Below are 23,449 nucleotides of genomic sequence, written 5' to 3'. Positions count from 1 at the left end.
GGCGCCATTGATATCAGACGTAGCCGAGGCGGCGCGGCAGCCAAAGCGAGATCTCGGGGAACGCGACGATCAGCGCCAGCGCCCCCACCATCGCCGCCACCATCCACAGCACCCAGCGCACCGTCGATTCCATGCTGATGCCCGCCACGCGGGTGGTCACCATCAGGTTGACGGCCATGGGCGGCGTGAACTGGCCGATGGCGAGGTTGGTGGTCAGCATCACGCCGAACCACACCGGGTCCCACTGGAACGCCGTCATGATCGGCGTCAGCAGCGGCAGCAGGATCAGGAAGATCGACACCGCGTCCAGCAGCATGCCGAGGCCCAGCAGCGCCAGGTTCATCAGCAGCAGCACCGTGATCTCGTTGCCGGTCGCCGCCACCGCCGCCGCGGCCACCCGGTCGAAGGCGCCCATGGTCGAGCCGGCCCAGGCGAACACGCTGGCCAGCGCGATGATCAGCAGCACCACCGCCGACATCTCGGCCGCTTCGGCCAGCACGTCGTAGACCATGCGCCAAGTCAGCGTGCGGTAGACGAAGACGCCCACGGCGAACCCGTAGAACACCGCGACCACGGCGGCCTCGGTCGGCGTGAAGATGCCGGCGCGCAGGCCGCCCAGGATGATGACCGGCGCCAGCAGTCCCCAGACGGCGCCCTTCAGGCTGGCCCAGAAGGGCGGGCGCGGCCCGGCGTCGGCGAGGCCGAATCCGTGCTTGCGCGACAGCCACACGGTCGGCACCACCAGCGACAGGCCGGCCAGGATGCCGGGGAACAGGCCGGCGGCGAACAGCGCCGGCACCGAGGCCTGCGGCACCAGCACCGAGTAGATGATGAACGCCACCGATGGCGGGATCAGGATGGCGGTCGCCGCAGCGGCGGCGATGACGCTGGCCGAGAACGGGCTGGGGTAGCCGGCCTTGCGCATGCTGGGGATCATCACGGTGGCGACCGCCGCGGCGTCCGCCGGGCCGGAGCCGGAGATGCCGCCCATCACCATGCACACCAGGATCGCCACCACGGCCAAGCCGCCGTTCTTCGACCCGACGATGGACGAGGCAAAGGTGACGATCTGCTTGGCGACGCCAGCGCGCTCGAAGATCAGGCCGGCGAGGATGAACACCGGGATGGCGAGCAGCGGGTACTTGGCGATGCCGGCGTAGACGTTGGTCGGCACCGACAGGATGCCGAGGCCCGCCTCGCCGATCGCCAGAGTGCCGGCGAGGCCCAGGGCGACGCCGAGCGGCGAGCCCAGCAGCATCAGCACCAGGAAGCCCAGGAAGAGCAGGGTCATCGCCATGGCTCAGACGCTCCGGCGCAGGATGCGGGCCATGCGGCCGAGGATGCGGAGCGCCACCACCACGGACAGCACCGGCATCCACACCGTGTAGAGCCATTGCGGGTTGCCGAGGCCGGGCGAGGTCTCCTCGAAGCGCCATTGGTCGTAGGTGAGCCGGCCGCCGTACCAGATCAGGAAGCCGAACATCACCAGCGCCGCGCCCCAGGCGATGGTATCGGTGACGCGACGGACCGGGGCGGGCAGGCGATCGGAGACGAAGGTGATGCGGATGTGCCGGTCGGCCGCCGCGGCGACCGCGGAGCCCAGCATGGTCATCACCACCATCAGGAAGATCGAATACTCCTCGGTGAAGGCGAAGGAGTAGTCGGTGAAGTAGCGTGCCAGCACGTTGGCGAAGGTGATGACGCACAGCGCCGCCATGGCGAGCGCCGACAGCGCGCGCTCGATGGTGATCGGTACGCGGGTCTCAGGGGCGTCGGTGGCAAGACCGGCTTCGAGGAGGTCGGAACTCATGGGGGCTCTGTTCGATGAAGATGTTTGCCCCCTCCCGACCTCCCCCCGCCGGGCGGGGGAGGAGATAAAGCCCTCCCCGGCTAGGCCGGGGAGGGTTGGGTGGGGGTGATTGCGGTAGATTACTTCCGCGCGGCGATCGACTCTTCCGCCTGCTTGACCAGCGCCGGGCCGACGGTCTGGACCCACTTGTCGAAGACCGGGCGGGTCGCCTTCTGGAAGGCCTTCTGCTGGTCAGGAGTCAGCTGCACCACGTCGACGCCCTGCGCCTTGATATCCTTGATCAGGCTGTCGTCGGTGGCGGTGATGCCCTTGCGGGCCAAAGCGATCCCCTCCTGGCCGGCCTGCAGGGCGGCGGCGCGCACGGCCTCCTGGTCTTCCTTGGACCAGCTGTTCCAGACCTCCTTGTTGACCACGAAGATCAACGGGTCGGCGACGTAGCCCCACAGCGTCAGGTGCTTCTGGTTCAGCGTCGGCAGTTTGGCGGCGGTGAAGATCGCCAGCGGGTTCTCCTGGCCGTCCACGGCGCCGGTGGACAGCGCCGGCTGCGCATCGGCCCAGCTCATCTGCGTCGGGTTGGCGCCCAGCGCGGTGAAGGTGTCGAGGAACAGCGGCGAGCCGACGACGCGGATCTTCAGGCCCTTCAGGTCTTCGGGCGTGGTCACGGCCCTCTTGGAGTTGGACAGCTCGCGGAAGCCGTTCTCGCCCCAGGCCAGCGGCACCACGTCCTTGGTCGCCAGCAGGTCGAACAGCTGCTTGCCGACCGGGCCCTGGGTCAGCGCGTCAATGGCCTTGTGGTCCGGCATCAAGAAGGGCAGAGCGAAGAGGTTCAGCTCCTTCACCTGCGGCGACCAGTTAATGGTCGAGCCGACGGCGAGGTCGATGACGCCCTGGCGCAGCGCGGTGAATTCCTTGGTCTGGTCGCCGTTCACCAGCGACGTGCCCGGGTACATCTTGATGTTGATGCGCCCGCCGGTCTTCTCCTTCACCAGCTCGGCCCAGCGGTCGCCGGAGACGCCCCAGGGGAACGGTTTGCCCAGCACGGTGGACAGCTTGTATTCGGCCTTGTAGTCCGCGGCCACCGCGGCGCCCGGCAGAACGAGCGCGGCCAGCGCCAGACCGGCCAACAGCGCCTTCATCGACTTCATTGCGGCATCCCTCCCTTTGGTCATGCCATTTCCATTCGGAGGCGGATGGTATCAGGCATGATCGCGCCAAGCCACAGTCGGTATGCGCAACAGAGTTGCCCCGTTTGACCCACACAGGGGCTTGACCGACAATGCCAGCGGTCTATGGCGGGGAGGGGCGGATGCGCGCGGGATGGTGGATGGCGGTGTTGCTGGCACCCACGGGCGCGTGGGCCGCCGAGGCACCGGCGGTGATGCTCGGCACCAACCCCAGCGAGTGTCAGATCGCTCGCGCGCTGCTGGGCTCGGCACCGCCGGGCTGCCCGCCGGCCCTCGTGGTGATGCCGGCTTCCCCCGCCGCCCCGGTGGAGCCGCCCCCGGCACCGGTGCCGCCGCCGGTCGTCGTTGCGCCGGCGGCGCCGGCGCCAGCGACGGTGGTGGAGCGGACCGCGGCATTCCTCATCAACTTCGACTTCGGCTCGGCGCGCATCCGGCCCGAATCGCAGGCGGTGCTCGACCGCGTGGCGGCGGTGATGGCGGCCCCGGGAGCGGAGACGGTGCGCTTCCGCATCGTCGGCCACACCGACGACGTCGGTTCCGACGCCGGAAACCTGGAGCTGTCACGCCGGCGCGCGGCGGCGGTGAAGGACTATCTGGTGCGTGTCCGCAGGATCGCCGCCGCCCGGCTGGATGCTGCGGGCATGGGCAAGCGCGCCCTCATCGACCAAGCCAATCCACGCTCACCCGAAAATCGACGCGTCGAAATCGTCGCTCTGCAAGTAAACGGGTAAGTACCCTCTTCCAAGGAGGAGGTATGCCGCCGGTACAGGTCCGGCGTTTACGCGCGGTTAATCGAATCAGCCCGAAGCTTTGCGGGAAACATGGTTGCGCTTCCCTTGCGGAGACTTGGGCTTGGCCATAAGCCCGCGGGAAGCGCTCTTGGAGATTGTGCCGTGGCCCAGTCCGTTTCTCGCGCCCTTCACGCCATCAAGCGCTACAACGCGCAGCCCGAACAGATCGATCAGACGATCCTGTCGGCCATCAACGTCACGCTCTGCCTCGCCTCGGGCGGCAACGACCGCGTCGCCGAGGGCTTCAACGCCGATGTCGCGCTCAGCGGCCGGGGCTTCTGTCCGGCTCACTGAGCGCGCCCGTTATCCTTACACGTGGCTGGAGGACAGGATCTCCTCCGCCTCTTCGCCGGTGCCGCGGCCCGGCAGCAGGGCGTTCAGCAGCACGCCCAGCAGTGCCGACAGCGCCATCGACGACACCACGAAGCCGCCGTCGCCGAACTTGAGCGAGGCGCCGCCGATGCCGATCACCAGGATGGTCGAGGAGATCAGCAGGTTGCGCTTGTCGCCCAGGTCGACCTTGCCCTCGATCAGCGTGCGGATGCCCGAGGACGCGATGACGCCGAACAGCGCGATCGACACGCCGCCCATCACCGCCGTCGGGATGGTCGCCAGGAAGGCCGACAGCTTGCCGACGAAGCCCAGGATGATCGCCATGGTCGCCGCCCCGCCGATGACCCAGACGCTGAAGATGCGCGTCACCGCCAGCACGCCGATGTTCTCGCCGTAGGTGGTGGCCGGCGGGCCGCCGATGGCGCCAGCAACCATCGTGGCGACGCCGTCGCCGAGGATCGAGCGGTGCAGGCCCGGATCCTTGATGAAGTTGCGCCCCACGACGCGGCTCAGCACGATCTGGCCGCCGATGTGCTCGGCGATGGTGACCAGGGCGACCGGCGCGATCATCAGGATCATGGCGATGACCGAGGTGCCCTCCTTCATGTTCGAGAACAGCAGGTGGAAGTTCGGCACCTGGAACCACGGCGCGTTGGCGACCAGGGTAAAGTCCACCAGCCCGGCGGCCAGCGCGCCGAAGTAGCCGGTGACGATGCCCAGCAGGATCGGCACCACGGTGAAGAAGCCGCGCAGAACGATGGAGTAGACGAAGATGCTGCCCAGCGTGAACAGCGCGATCAGGAAGTGCGGCAGGCTGTAGGCGCCGCCGCCCGCCGTGTTCTGCGCCATGCCCACGGCCACCGAGGCGAGGCCCAGCCCGATCACCACGATCACCGGACCGATGACGATCGGCGGCAGGATGGCGAGCAGCCAGCGCACGCCGAAGCCCTTGATCAGGAAGGCGACGATCACGTAGACCGCGCCCGCCGCGCACGCGCCGACCAGGGCGCCGCCGGTGCCGCCGATGGCGGTGGCGGTGAGGATCGGCCCGATGAAGGCGAAGGACGAGCCGAGATAGGCCGGCAGCCGCCACCTGGTGAAGCCCAGGTAGATCAGCGTGCCCAGCCCCGACGACACGAGGCCGACCGCCGGGTCCAGCCCGGTGAGGATGGGGACCAGCACGTTGGCGCCGAACATGGCGAACAGGTGCTGCAGGCTGAGCAGGACGAAGGTGGCCGGCGCCGGACGCTCGTGGACGTCCAGCACCCGGTCGCGGGTGACGGCGGTCATCGGTGGCTGGTTCCTGAACCCTGTTTGAAGTAGCGACCGATACCGCGGGGTGACGCCCGCGTCAAACACTTGCCCTCTGCCCCATGCCGGGAATGGGTCAGGCGTGCTTGTGGATCACGTCCAGGAAGGAATCTGCATAAAGATCGAGCTTCCGCGACCCGACGCCGGGCAGCCGGGCGAACGCCTGCCGGTCCAGCGGCTTCTGCTCCACCATCTCCAGCAGCGTCGAGTCGTGGAAGATCACGTAGGGCGGCACGCCCTGGTCGCGCGCCAGATCCAGCCGGCAGGCGCGCAACGCGTGCCACAGCGCGTCGTCGGCCGGGCTGAGCGCGCCGCGCGCCCCTGCCCGCGACACCCCGTCGCCGCTCCGCCCGCCGCCGCGCGCCACCTGCCGGCGCATCGCGTCGTGCACCGAGCGGCGCTTCTCCACCACCGGGTCCTTGCGCAGCGTCACCGCGCGCTGGCCCTTGAGCACGGCAACGCCGGCGTCCGTCAGGTGCAGGCTGCCGTACCCCTCCATGTCCACGGTCAGCAGCCCGGCGGCGACCAGTTGGCGGAACACCGAACTCCATTCCGTCTTGGACAGCTCCTTGCCGCAGCCGAAGGTCTTCAGTCCGTCGTGGCGCTGCTGCACCACCTTATCGGTGGAATTGCCGAGCAGCACGTCCACCAGATGCCCGACGCCGTAGCGCTGGCCGGTGCGGTACGAGGCGCTCAACGCCTTCTGCGCGACGATGGTGCCATCCCAGCTCTCGACCGGTTCCAGGCAGGTGTCGCAGTTGCCGCAGGGCTCGGCCATGTGCTCGCCGAAATAGTTCAGCAGCGCCTGCCGGCGGCAGGTGGCCGTCTCGCAGAAGCCAAGCAGCGCCTCCAGCTTGGAGCGCTCGACACGGCGGTGCGTCTCGGCGGCCTCGGACTGTTCCATCATCTGGCGCATCTGCACCACGTCGGCCATGCCGTAGACCATCCAGGCGTTGGCCGGCAGCCCGTCGCGCCCGCCACGGCCGGTCTCCTGATAGTAGGCCTCCAGGCTCTTGGGCGGGTCGAGGTGGGCGACGAAGCGGACGTTCGGCTTGTCGATGCCCATGCCGAAGGCGACCGTCGCCACCATGGTGATGCCCTCACCCTTGATGAACAGGTCCTGGTTCGCCTCGCGCACCTCGGCGGGCAGGCCGGCATGGTAGGGCAGGGCCTCGCGCCCCTGCTCGTTCAGCCAGCGCGCCACCTCCTCCACCTTGTTGCGCGACATGCAGTAGACAATGCCGGCGTCTTCCGGGTGGTTCTCGCGCAAGAAGGCCAGGAGCTGCTGACGCTCTGATTTCTTCGGCTGGATGCGGTAGGTGATGTTGGGCCGGTCGAAGGACGACAGAAAGACCCGCGCCTCGGTCAGGTTCAGCTTGTCGGCGATTTCGGCGCGGGTCTGGGCGTCGGCGGTGGCGGTCAGCGCGATGCGCGGCACCATCGGGTGGCGCTCGTGCAGCACCGACAGCTGCAGGTACTCCGGCCGGAAATCATGCCCCCACTGCGAGACGCAGTGCGCCTCGTCCAGCGCGAACAGCGCCAGCTCGGTGCGGTCCAGCAGATCGAGGAAGCGCTCGGTGACCAGCCGCTCCGGCGCCACGTAGACGAGGTCGATGTCGCCGTTGACCATGGCGCGCTCGACCTCGCGTGCCTCGGCGGCGCCCAGCGACGAGTTGAGGAACGCCGCCCGCACGCCGAGCTGGCGCAGCGCCGTCACCTGATCGCGCATCAGCGCGATCAGCGGCGACACCACGATGGTGACGCCTTTGCGCACCAGCGCCGGGATCTGGTAGCACAGCGACTTGCCGCCGCCGGTCGGCATCAGCACCAGCGCGTCGTTCCCGGCGATCACGTGGTTGATGATGTCCGCCTGCTGGCCGCGGAACGCGTCGTAGCCGAACACGCTGCGCAGCACGTCCAGCGCCGAGTCGGTGTGTCTGGAGAACAGCGTATCCACGCTCATCCGATGCTAAATCCGGTGGCCGTAAGGCTGGCCGTCATACAACGGCTATGATGTGGCACAGATCCCCGCGCCGGTGAAGCGCCATTCTGGCAGTCCTGCGCGGACATCGGTGCGACAGCGCGTCGTCCGCGAATACGCTTGTGCTCCGTTCCCGCGTCGCGCGTAAATGGAAACGGCGGGTGGATTGGCCACCCGCCGCTTTCAAAGGAGGATAAGGCATGAAGAAGATGCCCATTCTCCTGGTGATCGAGTGGCGAGGCTGGGGATCAAGATCCGCCGGAACCGCCGCTAACCACCAAGGAGGTAGCCGGTGGGTGTAGCAGCACCCATCGGCTACCTCCCAATATAGGCGCGTGCAGCCGCCTTGGCAAATACCCGCTACAGCAGGTCCCGCAGCATCGCCACCAGCGGCACGTCGGCCGGCGGCATCGGGTAGTCACCCATACGGTTCGGCGTGACCCAGGCCAGCTTCTGTCCCTCCAGCGGCCGCACCGTGCCGTTCCACACACGGCAGACGTACAGCGGCATCAGCAGGTGGAAGTCCTCGTAGGTGTGCGAGGCGAAGGTGAAGGGGGCGAGGCAACTGGCGGCGGTGTCGATGTCCAACTCCTCCTTCAGCTCGCGCACCAGCGCGGCCTCCGGCGTTTCGTCGGCGTGGACCTTGCCGCCGGGGAACTCCCACAGGCCGGCAAGCGTCTTGCCGGGCGGGCGCTGCGCCAGCAGCACGCGCCCGTCGGCATCGACCAGCGCCACCGCGACGACCAACACCACGCGCTTGGTGCCGGCCGGCGGGGTGGAGTTCGGGTTGAAGCAGGGTGTCGGCTCGTCGAGGTCCACGCCGATCAGCTCCGGTAGCTGCCGTTGATGTCGATGTAGCCGTGCGTCAGGTCGCAGGTCCACACGGTGGACCGGCCCGGCCCGCCGAGGTCGAGGTCGACCAGGATGTCCACCTCCCTGCCCTTCATGTGCGCGGTCACCGGCGCCTCGTCGTAGCCCGGCACCTCCATGCCGTCGGCGCAGATCAGCACGCCACCGATGGAGATCTTCAGCTTGTCGCGGTCGGCGCGCTCGCCGGCGCGGCCCACAGCGGCGACGATGCGGCCCCAGTTGGCGTCTTCGCCGGCGATGGCGGTCTTCACCAGCGGGGAGTTGGCAATGGTCAGGGCGATGCGCTTGGCGGCGGCATCGCTGTCGGCGCCCGTCACGGTGATGGCGACGAACTTGGTCGCCCCCTCGCCGTCGCGCACGATCTGTTGCGCGAGGTCGAGGCTGACCTCCTCCAGCGCGCGGCGGAAGTCCGCCAGTTCCGGATCCTCGGCGACCGCCGGGGGCGGGTTGCCGGCCTTGCCCGTGGCGAACAACAGCACGGTGTCGGAGGTCGAGGTGTCGCCGTCCACGGTGATGCTGTTGAACGAGCGCTCGTTGATCTCCGACAGCAGGGCCTGCAGCACCGGCGCCGGGATCGCCGCGTCGGTGAAGATGTAGCCGAGCATCGTCGCCATGTCCGGCGCGATCATGCCCGAGCCCTTGCAGAAGCCATTGATGGTCACCGTCCGGCCCGACAGCACCGCGGTGCGGGTCGATCCCTTCGGGAAGGTGTCGGTGGTCATGATGGCGCGGGCGGCAGCCTCCCACGCGTCCTCCGACAAGCCGTCGGCCATGGCCGGCAGCACGCGGGCGATGGCATCGGGGGCGAGCGGGATGCCGATCACGCCGGTGGAGGACAGGTAGACCTCGGCCGGGGCGCAGCCGGCCAGCGCCGCCGCGGCCTTCACGGTGGCCTGCACCGTGGCGTCGCCGGCCTTGCCGGTGAAGGCGTTGGCGTTGCCGGCGTTGACCACCACCGCACGCGCCTGCCCGTGCGCCAGCGCCATGCGGCACCATTCCACGGGCGCCGAGGCGGTCTTCGAGCGGGTCAGCACGCCGGCCACCGTGGTGCCCGGGTCGAGCACGGCGAGCATGACGTCGTCGCGCCCCTTGTATCGGATGCCGCTGTTGGTCGTGGCGAAGCGCACGCCGGCGATGACGGGCAGCGACGGGAACGAGGCCGGGGCGAGCGGGGAGACGGGCAGTGCCATGGGGTGGTCCGTGGGCGGTGGGGTGGTCGAGGCGGAGACACTTGCCCCCACCCTAACCCTCCCCCGCTTCGCAGGGGAGGGGAATGGAGGCACCCTCCCCTGCGTTAGCGGGGGAGGGTCGGGGTGGGGGCAGCAGGGCCGGCGCTTACTTCTTCGCCGGCTCGGCCGGCTTGGCATCGGTCTTCGGGGCCGCCGCCGGCTCTTCCTTCGGCATCGGCGAGCCGTCGACCTGGAAGGTCTCGACCTTGGCGCCCTTGCGCAGGTCGTCGATCACCGCGGTGACGATGTCCTTGGACATCTCCTTCTCCAGCTGCGGCTTCATCTCGTCCAGCGTCGGCGGCGGCGCCTTGCGCTTGTCTTCGACCTTGATGACGTGATAGCCGAACTGCGTCTTCACCGGCTCCTTGCTGATCTCGCCAGGCTTCATGGCAAAAGCGGCGTTGGCGAACGGCTCGACCATCGTGTCCTTGGTGAAGTAGCCAAGGTCGCCGCCCTGCGCCGCCGCCACGGTGTCCTTCGACTTCTCCTTGGCCAGCTTGGCGAAGTCGCCGCCCTTGCTCAGCTGGGCGATGATGTCCTTGGCCTCGGCCTCGTTCTCCACGAGGATGTGCGACGCCTTCACCTCGTCCTGTGGCGGGTTGTTCTTCAGGTAGTCCTTGTAGGCGGCGTCCAGCTTGTCGGGCGTGATGCGCGACTGCACGGCCTTGGTGATGAAGGCGCGCTGCACGATGCGCTCCTCGGCCTGCTTCAGCTCGGCCTTGGTCTCCTCGGTCTTGTCCAGGCCGTCCTTATAGGCGGCGGCGCTGAGCAGCTTCTGGTTCACCAACTGGTCGACCAGCGCGCCATAGATCATGTCGAGCGGCATCTGCTGCACCTGGGGCGGCAGCTGGCTGACCAGACGCATCAGGTCGGAAAGGTGGACTTCCTGCTCGTTGACGCGGGCGACCACGGGATCGGTGCCGACGGCCGGGTTGGGAGCCGCCTGCGTCGTGGCCGGCGCCGGGGGCGTCGCCGGGGTGGTCTGGGCGTGCGCGGCCAGGGCCAGGCCGCAGGCCGCGAACGACAGCAGCGCGCTGCGGAGCACTCGGTTCACCATGGAAATCCCTATTCCTTCCGGGCGGAGTTTGGTCGAGGAGTCGGCGCGGGGCCGTCCGCCGGCACCCCGCGCCCGGGTATTTGGGACCGATTAAGCATGGCTCAACCCCGCTCGGCAAGGTCGGTGGCGCCGACCTGCGGCGCTTTCGCCCCAAAGTTCCGTTGGAGAAGTCCGAGGCTTGCACTAAGGTGTGGCCGCTTCGTGGCAGGGATTCCGGCCGGCGGGTCTCGTTGACACGCCCCGGCAACGGTCCTATGTGACAGCCGTTCGAAGCAGGCCCCGCTCTATCCGTTTACCTGAGGTTTTCATGTTCGGTGCTCTCGCCCGCAAGATCTTCGGCACCGCCAACACGCGCGTGGTCAAGGCCCTGCAAAAGCCCGTCGCGCAGATCAACGCCCTGGAGCCGCAGGTGGCGGCGCTCTCCGACGAGGAGCTGCGCGGGCGCACCGACTGGCTGCGCGGCCGACTCAGCAACGGCGAGACGCTGGACGACATCCTGCCCGACGCCTTCGCCACCGTGCGCGAGGCGGCCAAGCGCGTGCTCGGCCAGCGGCACTTCGACGTGCAGCTGATGGGCGGCATGGTGCTGCACCAGGGCAAAATCTCGGAGATGCGCACGGGCGAAGGCAAGACGCTGGTCGCCACGCTGGCCACCTACCTCAACGCGATCGAGGGCAAGGGCGTCCACGTCGTCACCGTGAACGACTACCTGGCCCAGCGCGACAGCGAGTGGATGGGCCGCGTCTACCGCTTCCTCGGGCTGAGCGTCGGCTGCATCGTGCACGGCCTGGACGACGACGAGCGCCGCGCCGCCTACGCCGCCGACATCACCTACGGCACCAACAACGAGTTCGGCTTCGACTACCTGCGCGACAACATGAAGTTCCGGCTGGAGGACCTCGTCCAGCGGGCCTTCAACTTCGCCATCGTCGACGAGGTCGACTCGATCCTGGTGGACGAGGCGCGGACGCCGCTCATCATCTCCGGTCCCTCGACGGATTCGTCCGAGATGTACGTGGCGGTGGACCAGCTGATCCCGCAGCTGACGCCCGCCGATTACGAGAAGGACGAGAAGCACCGCGCCGTCAGCTTCACCGAGGCCGGCCAGGTTCACATGGAGGAGTTGCTGCGCGAGTCCGGCCTGCTGAAGACCGGCGGCATGTACGACCTGCAGAACGTGGCGCTGGTCCACCACGCCCAGCAGGCGCTGCGCGCGCACCACCTGTTCACCCGCGACAAGGACTACATCGTCAAGGACGACAAGGTCGTCATCATCGACGAGTTCACCGGCCGCATGATGGAGGGCCGCCGCTACTCGGAAGGCCTGCACCAGGCGCTGGAGGCCAAGGAGAAGGTGGAGATCCAGCGCGAGAACCAGACGCTCGCCTCGATCACCTTCCAGAACTACTTCCGCCTCTACCCGAAGCTGGCCGGCATGACCGGCACGGCGATGACCGAGGCGGCCGAGTTCGGCGAGATCTATGGCCTGGAGGTCGTCGACATCCCGACCAACCTGCCGGTCTCGCGCAAGGACCACGACGACGAGGTCTACCGCAAGGCCTCGGAGAAGAACGACGCCATCGTCACCCTGATCGAGGAGGCCCGACAGCGCCAGCAGCCGGTGCTGGTCGGCACCACCTCGATCGAGAAGTCGGAGGAGCTGTCGGCGCTGCTCAAGCGCAAGGGCATCCCGCACAACGTGCTGAACGCCCGCCACCACGAGCAGGAAGCCTACATCGTGGCGCAGGCCGGCCGCCCCGGCGCCGTCACGGTCGCCACCAACATGGCCGGCCGCGGCACCGACATCCAGCTGGGCGGCAACGTCGACATGCGCATCCGCACCGAGCTGGCCCAGGTCACCGACGAGGCCGAGCGCGAGCGCCGCATCCAGCAGATCAAGGACGAGGTCGAAAAGGCGCGCGACCTGGTGAAGCAGGCCGGCGGCCTCTACGTCGTCGGCACCGAGCGGCACGAGAGCCGCCGCATCGACAACCAGCTGCGCGGCCGCTCCGGCCGCCAGGGCGACCCGGGTGCGTCGAAGTTCTTCCTGTCGCTGGAAGACGACCTGATGCGCATCTTCGGGTCCGAGCGCATGGACAGCATGCTCCAGCGCCTCGGCCTGAAGGAGGGCGAGGCGATCATCCACCCCTGGATCAACAAGGCGCTGGAGAAGGCCCAGCAGAAGGTCGAGGCGCACCACTTCGAGACGCGCAAGAACCTGCTGAAGTTCGACAACGTGATGAACGACCAGCGCAAGGTCATCTACGAGCAGCGCCGCGAGATCATGGACGCCGAGGACATCGGCGACACCATCCGCGAGATGCGCCACTTCGTGGTGAACGCGATGGTCTCCTCGTCGATCCCGGCCAACTCCTACTCCGAGCAGTGGGACATGTCCGGTCTGCACGAGGAGGTGAAGCGCGTCTTCGGGCTCGACCTGCCGGTGGCCGAGTGGGCCAAGGAAGAGGGCATCGCCGAGCCGGAGATCGAGGAGCGCGTGCGCGAGGCGACGGATTCCAAGTACGCGGCCAAGGTCGCGAACTACGGCCCCGAGACCATGCGCCACGTGGAGAAGAGCCTGCTGCTGCAGCTCCTCGACCAGGAATGGAAGGACCACCTGCTGCAGCTCGACCACCTGCGCCAGGGCATCAGCCTGCGCGCCTACGCGCAGAAGGACCCGCTGAACGAGTACAAGCGCGAAGCGTTCGAGCTGTTCGAGACGATGCTGGTGAACCTGCGCGAGTCGGTGACCAGCGTGCTGATGCACGTCGAGATCCGCCTGCAGCCGACCGAGGAGGAGCTGTTCGCCCAGCGCATGCAGGAGATGCACGAGAGCCGCACGGACCCGGCGTTGGCGATGGCCGGAGGCGAGGACGAGCTTCCCGAGGGCATGCGCCGCTCCGCCGGCGCTGCGGCCACCGATGACGCCTGGGCCTCCACGCCGCGGAACGCCCCCTGCCCCTGCGGGTCGGGCAAGAAGTTCAAGCACTGCCACGGCAAGGTCGGTTGATCCCGCAAAGCCCCTTTCCTCCAGGAGAGGGGCTTTTCACTTCAAGACGCAGTTCTGCTTCTTGGCCCGCATGGCCGCGCAGAACTGCGCCGCTTCGTCGCGCCCGGCAAAACCGCCGACGCGCAGCAGGGTGAAGGAACGACCGTCCTTGCTGCGCGTGCGGGTCAGGAACAGCGGCTCGCGCCCGTCGAGCAGCCCACCCATCACCGTCTTCATGTGCAGCCAGTCGACGCGCGCCCGCTCCTCGGAGGCGTAGAGGTCCAGCTCCGCCACGACGCCACCGGAAGCCAGCCCAGCCACAATCGCCGACGCTCCCTTCACCGGCCCGGTTTCCGCCGCCAGTTGGCGCGTCACGCAGTCCGCCATCGCGCGCAGGCTCTGCTTGGCCCCCTGGAGCGAATAGCCGACATCGCCAAGCTCGTTCAGGTACAGCCAGTGGCCGTTGCCCAGCAGTTCCCTGAGCGCGGCGTTGTCCGGCAGGTCGACGACGACACTCTGCCGCATCGCCTCGGCCGGCGCCTGATAGACGACACCGTCGTCCACCATGTACCGCACGCCGAACGCACCGCCCGGCGGCATCCGGGTGCGCGGGTTGCTGACGATCATGAAGAAGTCCTGCTCGCGGGTCAGCGCGAAGGACAGCACGCTGTCGTCGTCGAACTCGCGCATCACCGCGCAGCTCTCCAACGCTCCATTGCCGTTGCGGACAATGTTTCCCCGCCACGCCGTGCCGGCATCGAACGTCTCCCCCGCCGCGACGGCGGTCGAGGCGGCGAGCAGGATTGCGAACGGCAGCAGGCGGAGGCACCAGGAGAGCGGCTTCATCGTGCGGCAGCCTACACCTCTTTGTGCGTGCCTCGGAAGTGCGTGCCGGAACCGGACACGGCTCCGTTGCCGTTTCCTTCCTGCGGACAGGAGGAGAGGCATGCTCGAGGAGTTCAAGGCATTCATCAGCCGCGGCAACGTGGTCGAACTGGCGGTCGGCATCATCATCGGCGCCGCCTTCACCGGCGTCGTCAACTCGCTGGTGCAGGACGTGCTGACGCCACCCATCGGCTGGCTCACCGGCGGGCTGGACTTTTCCAACCACTTCATCAGCCTGTCGGGCGGGCGGTACGACAGCCTCGCCGCCGCGCAGGCGGCCGGGGCGGCGACCATCAATTACGGCAAGTTCCTCAACGCCGTGCTGAACTTCTTCATCGTCTCGCTGGCGCTGTTCGCAATCGTCAAGCAGGTCAACCGCTTCCACCGCAGCCAACCCAAGCCGCCGCCCCGGCAGGAGGTGCTGCTGGCGGAGATCCGCGACGCCCTGCGCGCCGCGCCCCGGCGGGAATGATCCTTTAACGGAAAGGCGCTAAGCTGGGTGTCGACCGGCCACCGAGGCCCGGGAGGTGCCGCATGGCCCACGCTCGCCGCAGCCCTCGCAACCACGACCACTCCGCCGCCCGGCTCGTGCTGTTCATGATCGCCGTGCTGGCGACCCTGGCAGCGCTCGGCTGGGCCGGCACCAGCATGTACCAGCGCGCCACCCAGCAGAAGCGCATCGTCACCCTGATGGGCGCCAGGGGCAACTTCGCCACCCTGCCGGAGATGGAGCTGACCCTCGGCGGCGCCCGCTCCATGGACCTGAAAGTGACGCTGGAGCTGAAGCCCCGGGCCAGTCCCGATGTCGCCGACCGCTACAGCCGCCGCATCATCGACCGACTCTACGACGACATCCGCCAGCACGAGCCGGAAGACCTGCTCGGCCCCGGCTCGGCCATGCTCGTCAAGCGGTCGGTCGCCCGCGCCGTGCGCGCCGAGACCGGGCAGAACATGGTCAAGGACGTGCTAATCGAGAAGATGCTGGTGAAATAACGCTTACAGCGCCGTGGCCACCGTCAGCAGACCGGCCGCCAGCACCACCAACAGGTCGCCCAGCGCCGTCAGCCCCAGCGCGCGGCCGATGTCTGCGGCGGTGGCGCGGGCCTTGCCACGGCCGATCCACGGCTCTTCCACGGTGACGCCGCCGTCGCGGTGCGGACCGCCGAGCGCGAGGTCGAGCGCACCGGCGGTCGCCGCCACCGGCCAGCCCATGTTGAAGGACGGGTGCTTGCCGGCGTCGCGGCCGAGCGTCCGAAAGGCGCCGCCGACGCTGGCGGTGCCGAGGAAGGGGGCGGCCAGCGCCAGCAGCACGCCGGCCAGCCGCGCCGGGATGGCGTTCAGCGCGTCGTCGAGGCGCGCCGCGGTGTGCCCGAAGCGCTCGTAGCGCACGCCGGGGTGGCCGAGCGCGCGGTCGGCGCCGTCGATGAAGGCCCAGGCCAGCATCCCCGGCACGCCCAGCAGCAGGTACCAGAAGGCGGGCGCCACCACCTTGCGGTCGAAGGCCTTGGCGGCGTGCTCGACGGCGGCGCGGACGACGCCGTGCTCGTCCAGTCCCTGGACCGGCCGGCGGGTCATCGCCGCCACCTCCATGCGCGCGGCGGCCAAGCCGCCATCCTCCAGCGCCCTCCGCACGGCGCGCACCCGCACCCAGGCGGCGCGGCCGCGCACGCAGGCGAGCACCACCGCCAGCTCGAGGATCCACCCCAGGGGCCGCCCACCCACCCACTCGACCACGAGGCCGAGCAGCAGCGCCGCCAGCAGCAGCGCCAGCACCACGACCGCGCCGCGCATCATCAGCGCGGTGTCGCCGCGCTCCGGCCGGTTGATCCGGCGGTCGAACAGGCCGCAGACGCGCGCCGACAGCGCCGACGGGTCGCTCAGCGCGCGGCCGATCCAGTGACCGGCCGCCGCGTCCAGCAGCAGGGCGATCAGCAGGAGGACCGGCGCGGCCGAGCCGCCGAAGCCTCCGAACAGCGTGCCGACCATCGCCGGGCGGTCAGCGCTTGGCTTGGCGCAGCAAGGTGGCGACGCGGGAGTTGCGGCTCTCCTGCGCCCAGCTCAGCGCATCGCGGCCGGTGAAGTCGGACCGGTCGGGCTTCGCGCCGGCCTTCAGCAGGCGCTCCACCACGTCGGCCCTGCCGCTGCGCGCGGCGACCATCAGAGGCGTCACGCCCTGCTTGTTCTCCTGGTCCGGCTTGGCGCCCTTGGCAAGCAGCAGCTCGACCATGTCCAGGTTGCCGCTCTCGGCGGCGAAGTACAGCGGCGGGTTGCCGGTGCGGTCGGCGCGGTCCGGCCGCGCACCGCCGTCGAGCAGCAGCTTCGCCATGTCCGGGAAGCCGGCGACGATCGAATGGATCAGCGGCGTGCGGCCGCCGATGTCGGCGACGTTTGGGTTCTCGCCGCGCATCAGCTGCTGGCGGGCGAGGCCCAGGTCGTTGCTGGTCACCGCCTTCACCAGGTCGGGAGCGGCCAGGATGTTGATCTCCGCGTGCGCCGTCGCCGCGAGCCCGCAGGCCAGCAGGCCGGCCAGGACCAGTCGCTTCACGTCGCTCTCCTTTCAACGCTCGAACAGTCGGCGCATATTAGTCAAAGCCGGCCACCGAAGACCAGACCATGCTGCGCAACCCTCTCGCCCGCCACGTCACCCTGTTCCTCGCCGTCAAGGCCGTGCTGATCGCCCTGGGCCTGTGGTGGTTCCTGTCCTCCATGCCGGAGCCGCGCGGCGCCGTCGCCCTGCCGGCCGCCGCCACCCAGCGTTGACGGAACCTCCGCCCTGCCCAGCCGGTTTCCCTCTGGCCGAACCAAGGAGGGTGGAGATGAGTTACGAGACCAACGCCAACGCTGGCGCCAACGCCGGCCGTGCCGGAGCGGCCCAGGGCTCGGTGCGCGAGGCGGTGGCCGTCTTCGACAGCCCCGAGGCCTTGCAGCGCGCGGTGGACGACCTGTCCATGGCGCATTTCGAGCGGCACGAGCTGAGCCTGATGGCGAGCAGCGACACGCTGCGCGACCGCTTCGGCCACATGGTGGCCGACACCGAATCCGCGAAGCACGACCCCGACGCGCCGCGCCAGTCCTACGTGGCGCCGGAGGAGGTCGGCAACGCCCAGGGCGTCGCCATGGGCATCCCCGCCTACATCGGCGCGGTGCTGGCGACCGGCGCGGTGCTGGCCACCGGCGGCACCGCTCTGGCCGCCGCCGCCGCGGCCGCCGCGGCGGGGGTGGGCGGCGGCGCGCTGGGCTCCGTGCTGTCGTCCTGGATCTCCGACCAGCGGGCGGAACCGCTGCGCGAACAGCTCGGCAAGGGCGGCATCCTGCTGTGGGTCAGCCTGCGCAACGCCGAGCGCGAGCGTCTGGCGCGCGAGATCCTCGCCCGCCACACCAGCCACCCCGTCGAGGTGCACGAGGTGTCGCAGACCGGCGGGCACGTGTAACAGCAAAGCCTGTTGATTCAGGTCATAGGCAAGCGGGCGGCGGCGTCCTATCTATCCGCGCATGGACGCCTCCTCCGCGCTTTCCCTGCTCCAGGCCGGGCTCAACCACTGCACGGTGGTGATCGACCGCGATGGCGGCCTGCTGCTGGCGCTGCTCACCGCCGGGCTGGTCGGCGGCACCACGCACTGTGCCGGCATGTGCGGGCCGTTCGTGCTGGCGCAAGTCACCGCGCGCCTGGAGCAGGTGCCGGTGGCGCGGATGAGCGAGTTGCACCGGCTGACCGGCGCCGCGGTGCTGCCCTACCATTTCGGCCGCGCCACCACCTACGCGCTGCTCGGCGCCGTGGCGGCGCTGGTGGCCGGACACGTCGGGGCGCTGCCGGGGCTGCGCTGGGTGTCGGTGGCGCTGCTGGCGTTCGCGGCGCTGTTCTTCCTGGGCTATGCGGTGAAAGGCCTGTCGGCGTGGCTGCCGCAGGGTGAGGGCCGGCTGCGCCGCTGGTGGGGCGAGCGCGTGTCGCGTATCGCCCGGCCACTTTTCGGCAACCCGACGGGTTGGCGCGGTTACGGCCTCGGCGTGGCGCTCGGCTTCATCCCCTGCGGCCTGCTGTACGGCGCCATCGCCGTCGCGGCGGCGAGCGGCAGCGCGCTGAGCGGCGCGCTCGGCATGGCGGCGTTCGCGCTGGGCACGGTGCCGAGCCTGCTGGCGGTCGGCCTCGCCGGCCACCTCGCCGGCCGCACGTGGCGCTCCGCGATGGCGCGCGCCGCCCCGGTGATCATGGCGGTCAACGCCGGGGTGCTCGGCTGGATGGCATGGCGGCTGGTTGCCTGAAATCCACCGGTAACACGGCCTTCGTATAATCGGGCACGACAACCACGAAGGGCGGGATCGTGCCGGAAGACAGTCCCATCGACATGGCGCACGCTCATTGGGAGCGGATGCGCCGGGTGCGCCTGATGCCGTCCCGCGCGGACCTCGACCCGGTGGACATTCCCCGCCTGCTGCCGGTGACCATCCTGGTCGAGGTGCTGCGGGACCCGCTGGACTTCCGCTACCGGCTTCTCGGCACGGAGATCGACCGCATCGTCAAGGCGAACTACCGCGGCCGCTGCTTTTCAGAATTGGAACACATCGCGACGGGCGGCCGGCTGTGGAGCGACCACGAGCGGGTCGTCCTCACCCGCGCGCCGGTGCGCTCGACCGTCGAGTACATCGGTCACGACCAGTTCGTCCGCACGCTCAGCCACGGCCTGTTCCCGCTGTCGAACGACGGCGAGACCGTGCACATGATCTGGGCGGTGGGGGAGATCGGGCGGCGAGACATCCGCACGACGCCGTGAATCCCTGCCGGTCCTATACCCAAAGACTGCAAGCGCCGCGTCGCCGGCTCCGATATGTTGATACCAACATGTGGAGGGAGGGAACGCATGGCGACGCGGGTGCACGTCCTGGTCGGCACGAAGAAGGGCCTTTTCATCCTGGACAGCGACGCGGAACGCCGGTCGTGGCGGCTGCGCGGCCCGTTCTGCGAGACCTGGCCGGTCAACCACGCGATGGCCGACCCGGCGACCGGCGCGCTGTACGCCGGCGGCGGCAACGAGTGGTTCGGGCCGGCGGTGTGGCGGTCCACCGACCTCGGCGCCACCTGGACGCACTCCAGCGACGGGCTGGCCTACCCGGCGGGCGAGACGCCGGTGAAGGCGGTGTGGAGCCTCGTCACCGCGGCGGACGGCGCGCTCTATGCCGGGGTCGAGCCAGCCGGCTTGTTTCGCAGCGAGGACGCCGGCCGGTCGTGGCGTCACATTTCTGGGCTGCGCGCCCACCCCTCGCGCGCCGAGTGGCAGCCGGGCGGCGGCGGGCTGATCCTGCACACCATCGTGCCGCACCCGCGGGATCCCCGGCGGATGTGGGTGGGCATCTCGGCCGGCGGCGTGTTCTACACGGACGACGGCGGCGCCACCTGGGAGCCGCGCAACCGCGGCACGCGCGCCGACTATATGCCCGAGGACCAGCGCTACCCCGAGTACGGGCAGTGCGTGCACCACATCGCGATGGCGGCCGGTGCGCCGGAGCGGCTGTACCAGCAGAACCATTGCGGCATGTACCGCAGCGACGACGGCGGCCGAAGCTGGGAGAGCATCGAGGCCGGCCTGCCCTCCAGCTTCGGCTTCCCGGCGGCGGCGCACCCGCGCGACCCGGACACGCTGTACCTGCTGCCGTTGAACGGCGATTCGATCGGCCGCTTCATGCCCGAGGGCAAAGCCGCGGTGTGGCGCACCCGCGACGGCGGCGCCACCTGGGAGGACCGCCGCACGGGCCTACCGCAGGAGAACGCGTTCTTCGGCGTGCTGCGGCAGGCGATGGCGGCCGACCGGCTGGACCCGGTCGGGGTGTATTTCGGCACCGGCGGCGGCGCGCTGTACGCCAGCGCCGACGAGGGCGACCGCTGGACCTGCATCGCCCAGCACCTGCCGGCGATCCTGTCGGTGGAGACGCTGGTGGTGGACGGGTAGCGCCATGCCGGTCGTGGTCCACCTGCCCGCCGCGCTGCTGCCCCTGTTCCCGGGTGCGGCGCGGCGGGTGGAGGTGCCGGCGTCCACGGTCGCCGAGATGATGGACGCGCTGAACGCCCGCTGGCCGGGGATGCGCGACCGCCTGTGCGACGAGACCCCGGCAATTCGCAGGCACATCAACGTCTTCGTGGGTGGGGAGCGGGTGGGCCTGGAGACGCGGCTGGAGCCGGGGGCGGAGGTGATCGTCATGACGGCGATCAGCGGGGGATGAGGAACTACAGCGCGGCGAGGGGCGGCACTGGGGGCGCGCCAGCAGCAATAGGCGACATCCACGGAGGCCCAAGTAAGCGCTGAACCTTGAACTGCCCTACCCCACCTCCACCCCATCCCGGTCGCTCCACCCCCACTGCTCCCACCCGTTGTCGAGGAACGCCGTGAACCGGTCGCCCTCCGGCAAGCCCTCGCAGGCGACCATGGAGGGCATCACCCAATGCGCCCCGCGCGTCCACCACAGGCTGGGACGCTCGGGGAGGTCGCCCACCATCGCCTCCAGCTGGGCACGGTGCACCGGGTTCACGCCGGCGAACAGCGCCGGCGGGCGGCCGAGGAAGGTCAGCTCGCCGGGCAGCAGGTCGGGGTCGGTGCCGTCGCTGCGGCAGGCCTCCAGCGCCAGTTCCTCGGCGCTCGCGAACCAGGGGGCGAGCGCGTAGGGGACGCTGGCGAGGTCGAGGTCGGCGGGCAGCGCCGCGGCGATCACGAAAGGGTAGAGCCGGCCCACCCGGTCGCAACTCGGCACCAGCACGCCGGCCACCGGCGCCTCGCCGCACACGCCCGCGGCGAAGGCGAAGCGCCACACCGGGCTGGCGGCGAACAGCCGCTCCCACGCCGCCCCGATGCGGCCGCGGCTGGCCATCAGCGCGGCCTGCAGCCAGGAATCGAACGGCTCGACGAACGACCGCGGCAGGCCGGATCCCACGAAGTCGCCGCGGGCCGGGACCTTGCCGTGGAAGCCGGGGCCGAATGGGGTCATGCCGGCGCCTGCGGGCGGGGGGCCTGGCGCAGCACCTCCTGCACGCGCTCCAGCAGCGCGTCGTCGGCGGGCACGGGGGCGAAGCCGACATCGAACAAGGCGGCCAGATGCTCGCCCAGCGCGCGGCGGCGCGCCTCGTTGGGCGGGCCTTGCAGCGTGCGCTGCCAGTCGGCGGCCATCCACTCGTTGAAGAAGGCGAGGTCCAGCGGTTCGCGCCCAGCCAGCATCAGGTAGGCGCGCAGGGACAGGCGCAGCTGGTCGGGGCGCGCCCAGTTGGTGCGCAGCTGCTCCTCCAGCCGCAGCACGATGCGCGACAGGAAGACGCTGCGCAGCGCCCGGCGGTAGGCGCCATCCGCGAGGCGGCCCAGGCGGTCGCCCTGGTACAGCCCGCCGGTCAGCTCTACGGGCGGCCAGGGCCCGCGGGTCGTTCCGTCGGCGTAGCCGGTGGGGATGGTGCGCAGCGCGTCCAGCGCCGGCAGGATCGCCGCGAAGTCGGTGTCGTCCACCCGGCCAAGCGAGCGCGGCGGCGTGTCCAGCACCGCCAGCGCCTGCGCCGCCTTGGCCGCGGCGGCATCGACGCGGGCGATCAGGTCGAGGTTGCCGGCGGTGCTGCGCGCCCAGAACAGCGTCACCGCCAGCCCGGCCGCCAGCGTCGCCCCGGCCAGCGCCGCCCCGCGCAGGCGTCGGCGGCGCTCCAGCGCCTCATCGACGCCGGCCAAGTTGGCCTCGGCGAAGATCAGCTCGCGGAACAGGCGCTCCAGGAAGAAGCTCTGCTTGACGGCATGCTCGTCGGCACCGCCAGGGTGGCCGGCGCCGAAGCCGGCGAAGGGCACAGCCAGCCGGTCCACCGCCACGCCACCCTGGGTGGCCGAGCTGAGATAGACGCCGCGCAGCAGCAGCGGCGGCTCGCCGTCGTTCGGGGTGAAGACGGTCTCCAGCAGGTCGGCCAGCGGCGCCTCCAGCGAGGCGACCTGCAGGGGGAAGGTGAAGTTCAGGCTGCGGCGCTCGACGTCCGGCTCCTGGTGCAGGCGCTCCAGCAGGCGCTCGTCCAGGCGGCGCAGCAGCGCCAGGAAGCTGTCGCGGAACCAGCCGGCGGGGCCGAGGCCGTTGGGGCCGTCGCCGACCGGGAAGGTCATGCCCCAGACCTGCGCGCGCTCGTCCGGCGTCAGCGTATCGAAGAAGCCGTTGAAGCCGGTGACGAGGTCCGCCTTGGTGCACAGCACATAGACCGGGAAGCGCACGCCCAGCTGCCGGCGCAGCTCGGTCAGGCGGCGGTAGATGGTCTGGGCGTGGGCGCGGCGCTCACCGTCGCTCCACGACGCGAGGTCGGCGAGGCTGACGGTCAGCAGCACGCCGTTGACCGGCTGGCGCGGCCGGTGCTCCTTGAGGATGTCCAGGAGGCCGGTCCAGACGCGGGAATCCACGCCGTGGCGGCTGTCCTGCGTGGTGTAGCGGCCGGCGGTGTCGATCAGCACCGCGCGCTCGGTGAACCACCAGTCGCCGTGCCGGGTGCCGCCGACGCCGGTCAGCGGCAGGCCGTGCGCCTGCCCGTCCACCGGGAAGCCCAGCCCGGCCGAGGACAGCGCCGTCGTCTTGCCCGACCCCGGCGCGCCGATCACCAAGTACCACGGCAGCTGGTAGACGTAGCGCCCGCCCCAGCGCGTGCCGAACCGCAGGGAGCGCAGCCGCTCCAGCGCCTCGCGGGCGCGGTCCTGGAGGATGCCCAGCTCCTCGACGGAGGCCTGGGCGTCGGGATCGTCGGCGCTGGCCGACAGGGCGGCGACGAGGCGCTCGTTGGCGGCGCGCTCACGCCGGTCGATGCGCAGGTTGGCCAGCGCCCACCCCGACAGCACCACCACGCCCAGCAGCAGGCGCGGCAGAGCGTCCTCCAGCGGCCGGTGACCGGCGAGGACCAGCAGAGGGGCGAGCACCCAGGCGACCCCGGCCACCGCCACGGCGCCGGCCAGCGTCACCAGCCAGCGGGTGCGAGCGGTGGCGGTGCGGCGGGGCTTCTGAAGCTTGGGCGCGGCGGGCATG

24 protein-coding genes are annotated in these 23,449 nt (G+C 70.0%); 11 read left to right on the top strand and 13 right to left on the bottom strand.

All coding sequences use genetic code 11. The features are described 5' to 3' along the window. Positions 1 to 13: 13 nt before the first annotated feature. From ACRWK7_RS08275 to ACRWK7_RS08265, 3 genes are all read right to left on the bottom strand, one after another. Complete coding sequence (locus ACRWK7_RS08275; RefSeq protein ID WP_431855730.1) at positions 14 to 1,297, bottom strand: TRAP transporter large permease; 1,284 nt, start codon at positions 1,295 to 1,297, stop codon at positions 14 to 16. A gap of 3 nt (positions 1,298 to 1,300) precedes the next feature. Further along, positions 1,301 to 1,810 (bottom strand): TRAP transporter small permease, encoded by a 510-nt coding sequence (locus ACRWK7_RS08270; protein WP_431855729.1) that lies wholly within the window; start codon positions 1,808 to 1,810, stop codon positions 1,301 to 1,303. Positions 1,811 to 1,929: 119 nt separating this feature from the next. Next, positions 1,930 to 2,955 (bottom strand): DctP family TRAP transporter solute-binding subunit, encoded by a 1,026-nt coding sequence (locus ACRWK7_RS08265; protein WP_431855728.1) that lies wholly within the window; start codon positions 2,953 to 2,955, stop codon positions 1,930 to 1,932. A gap of 161 nt (positions 2,956 to 3,116) precedes the next feature. Between ACRWK7_RS08265 and ACRWK7_RS08260 the strand changes: the two genes are divergently transcribed. Together ACRWK7_RS08260 and ACRWK7_RS08255 are read left to right on the top strand one after the other, a co-directional pair. After that, the gene (locus tag ACRWK7_RS08260) at positions 3,117 to 3,725 is read left to right on the top strand and encodes an OmpA family protein (protein WP_431855727.1); all 609 of its coding nucleotides are present in this window, start codon (positions 3,117 to 3,119) and stop codon (positions 3,723 to 3,725) included. A 162-nt stretch (positions 3,726 to 3,887) separates the two neighbouring features. After that, complete coding sequence (locus ACRWK7_RS08255) at positions 3,888 to 4,079, top strand: hypothetical protein (protein ID WP_431855726.1); 192 nt, start codon at positions 3,888 to 3,890, stop codon at positions 4,077 to 4,079. A 15-nt stretch (positions 4,080 to 4,094) separates the two neighbouring features. Here ACRWK7_RS08255 and ACRWK7_RS08250 read toward each other — a convergent pair whose 3' ends face one another. From ACRWK7_RS08250 to ACRWK7_RS08230, 5 genes are all read right to left on the bottom strand, one after another. Further along, the gene (locus ACRWK7_RS08250) at positions 4,095 to 5,408 is read right to left on the bottom strand and encodes a solute carrier family 23 protein (RefSeq protein ID WP_431855725.1); all 1,314 of its coding nucleotides are present in this window, start codon (positions 5,406 to 5,408) and stop codon (positions 4,095 to 4,097) included. A gap of 97 nt (positions 5,409 to 5,505) precedes the next feature. After that, positions 5,506 to 7,392 (bottom strand): DNA helicase RecQ, encoded by a 1,887-nt coding sequence (gene recQ, locus ACRWK7_RS08245; RefSeq protein WP_431855724.1) that lies wholly within the window; start codon positions 7,390 to 7,392, stop codon positions 5,506 to 5,508. Between the two features lie 378 nt (positions 7,393 to 7,770). Beyond that, positions 7,771 to 8,229, bottom strand: coding sequence for a (deoxy)nucleoside triphosphate pyrophosphohydrolase (locus tag ACRWK7_RS08240; protein WP_431855723.1), 459 nt, complete (start codon positions 8,227 to 8,229; stop codon positions 7,771 to 7,773). Positions 8,230 to 8,234: 5 nt separating this feature from the next. After that, complete coding sequence (argJ, locus tag ACRWK7_RS08235; RefSeq protein ID WP_431855722.1) at positions 8,235 to 9,470, bottom strand: bifunctional glutamate N-acetyltransferase/amino-acid acetyltransferase ArgJ; 1,236 nt, start codon at positions 9,468 to 9,470, stop codon at positions 8,235 to 8,237. Positions 9,471 to 9,615: 145 nt separating this feature from the next. After that, positions 9,616 to 10,566 (bottom strand): peptidylprolyl isomerase, encoded by a 951-nt coding sequence (locus ACRWK7_RS08230; protein WP_431855721.1) that lies wholly within the window; start codon positions 10,564 to 10,566, stop codon positions 9,616 to 9,618. Positions 10,567 to 10,873: 307 nt separating this feature from the next. Here ACRWK7_RS08230 and secA point away from each other — a divergent pair, with 307 nt between their 5' ends. Beyond that, positions 10,874 to 13,576 carry a preprotein translocase subunit SecA gene (secA, locus tag ACRWK7_RS08225; protein WP_431855720.1) on the top strand — a complete coding sequence of 901 codons (2,703 nt, stop codon included), beginning with the start codon at positions 10,874 to 10,876 and terminating at the stop codon, positions 13,574 to 13,576. 36 nt (positions 13,577 to 13,612) lie between these two features. Here the strand turns inward: secA and ACRWK7_RS08220 are convergent, their stop codons facing one another. After that, positions 13,613 to 14,401: an SPOR domain-containing protein gene (locus ACRWK7_RS08220; RefSeq protein WP_431855719.1), complete on the bottom strand. Its 789-nt coding sequence runs from the start codon at positions 14,399 to 14,401 to the stop codon at positions 13,613 to 13,615. Positions 14,402 to 14,501: 100 nt separating this feature from the next. On the opposite strand from ACRWK7_RS08220, the gene mscL reads away from it, so the two are divergent. Both mscL and ACRWK7_RS08210 read left to right on the top strand, forming a co-directional pair. Continuing rightward, the gene (mscL, locus tag ACRWK7_RS08215; RefSeq protein WP_431855718.1) at positions 14,502 to 14,912 is read left to right on the top strand and encodes a large conductance mechanosensitive channel protein MscL; all 411 of its coding nucleotides are present in this window, start codon (positions 14,502 to 14,504) and stop codon (positions 14,910 to 14,912) included. A gap of 62 nt (positions 14,913 to 14,974) precedes the next feature. Continuing rightward, positions 14,975 to 15,433: a hypothetical protein gene (locus ACRWK7_RS08210; RefSeq protein ID WP_431855717.1), complete on the top strand. Its 459-nt coding sequence runs from the start codon at positions 14,975 to 14,977 to the stop codon at positions 15,431 to 15,433. 3 nt (positions 15,434 to 15,436) lie between these two features. Here ACRWK7_RS08210 and ACRWK7_RS08205 read toward each other — a convergent pair whose 3' ends face one another. Further along, entirely contained in the window at positions 15,437 to 16,426 is a 990-nt protein-coding gene (locus ACRWK7_RS08205) for a CobD/CbiB family cobalamin biosynthesis protein (RefSeq protein ID WP_431855716.1), read from the bottom strand. Positions 16,427 to 16,436: 10 nt separating this feature from the next. Further along, a complete protein-coding gene (locus ACRWK7_RS08200) occupies positions 16,437 to 16,985 on the bottom strand; it encodes an ankyrin repeat domain-containing protein (protein ID WP_431855715.1) in 549 nt (182 codons plus the stop codon). Between the two features lie 68 nt (positions 16,986 to 17,053). Between ACRWK7_RS08200 and ACRWK7_RS08195 the strand changes: the two genes are divergently transcribed. The 6 genes from ACRWK7_RS08195 to ACRWK7_RS08170 all read left to right on the top strand — a co-directional run bounded on the left by ACRWK7_RS08195 (position 17,054) and on the right by ACRWK7_RS08170 (position 20,653). Then, on the top strand, positions 17,054 to 17,200 hold the full coding sequence (locus tag ACRWK7_RS08195) for a hypothetical protein (protein WP_431855714.1): 147 nt from the start codon (positions 17,054 to 17,056) through the stop codon (positions 17,198 to 17,200). 56 nt (positions 17,201 to 17,256) lie between these two features. Then, the gene (locus tag ACRWK7_RS08190) at positions 17,257 to 17,871 is read left to right on the top strand and encodes a hypothetical protein (RefSeq protein WP_431855713.1); all 615 of its coding nucleotides are present in this window, start codon (positions 17,257 to 17,259) and stop codon (positions 17,869 to 17,871) included. Positions 17,872 to 17,932: 61 nt separating this feature from the next. After that, on the top strand, positions 17,933 to 18,700 hold the full coding sequence (locus tag ACRWK7_RS08185) for a sulfite exporter TauE/SafE family protein (protein WP_431855712.1): 768 nt from the start codon (positions 17,933 to 17,935) through the stop codon (positions 18,698 to 18,700). Positions 18,701 to 18,759: 59 nt separating this feature from the next. Next, complete coding sequence (locus ACRWK7_RS08180; protein ID WP_431855711.1) at positions 18,760 to 19,209, top strand: PAS domain-containing protein; 450 nt, start codon at positions 18,760 to 18,762, stop codon at positions 19,207 to 19,209. Positions 19,210 to 19,296: 87 nt separating this feature from the next. Then, positions 19,297 to 20,382 (top strand): WD40/YVTN/BNR-like repeat-containing protein, encoded by a 1,086-nt coding sequence (locus ACRWK7_RS08175; RefSeq protein ID WP_431855710.1) that lies wholly within the window; start codon positions 19,297 to 19,299, stop codon positions 20,380 to 20,382. 4 nt (positions 20,383 to 20,386) lie between these two features. After that, the gene (locus ACRWK7_RS08170; protein ID WP_431855709.1) at positions 20,387 to 20,653 is read left to right on the top strand and encodes a MoaD/ThiS family protein; all 267 of its coding nucleotides are present in this window, start codon (positions 20,387 to 20,389) and stop codon (positions 20,651 to 20,653) included. Positions 20,654 to 20,749: 96 nt separating this feature from the next. On the opposite strand, the gene tagF is transcribed toward ACRWK7_RS08170, so the two are convergent. Together tagF and tssM are read right to left on the bottom strand one after the other, a co-directional pair. After that, complete coding sequence (tagF, locus tag ACRWK7_RS08165) at positions 20,750 to 21,412, bottom strand: type VI secretion system-associated protein TagF (RefSeq protein ID WP_431855708.1); 663 nt, start codon at positions 21,410 to 21,412, stop codon at positions 20,750 to 20,752. Then, positions 21,409 to 23,448, bottom strand: a complete 2,040-nt coding sequence (tssM, locus tag ACRWK7_RS08160; protein WP_431855707.1) for a type VI secretion system membrane subunit TssM — start codon at positions 23,446 to 23,448, stop codon at positions 21,409 to 21,411. Before tssM ends, tagF begins: the two co-directional genes overlap by 4 nt. Between the last annotated feature and the right edge of the window lies 1 nt (position 23,449).

The organism is Azospirillum sp. (assembly GCF_050789165.1).
The sequence above is the reverse complement of the archived record's forward strand: the minus strand, read 5'-3'. Positions and strand labels throughout refer to the sequence as shown.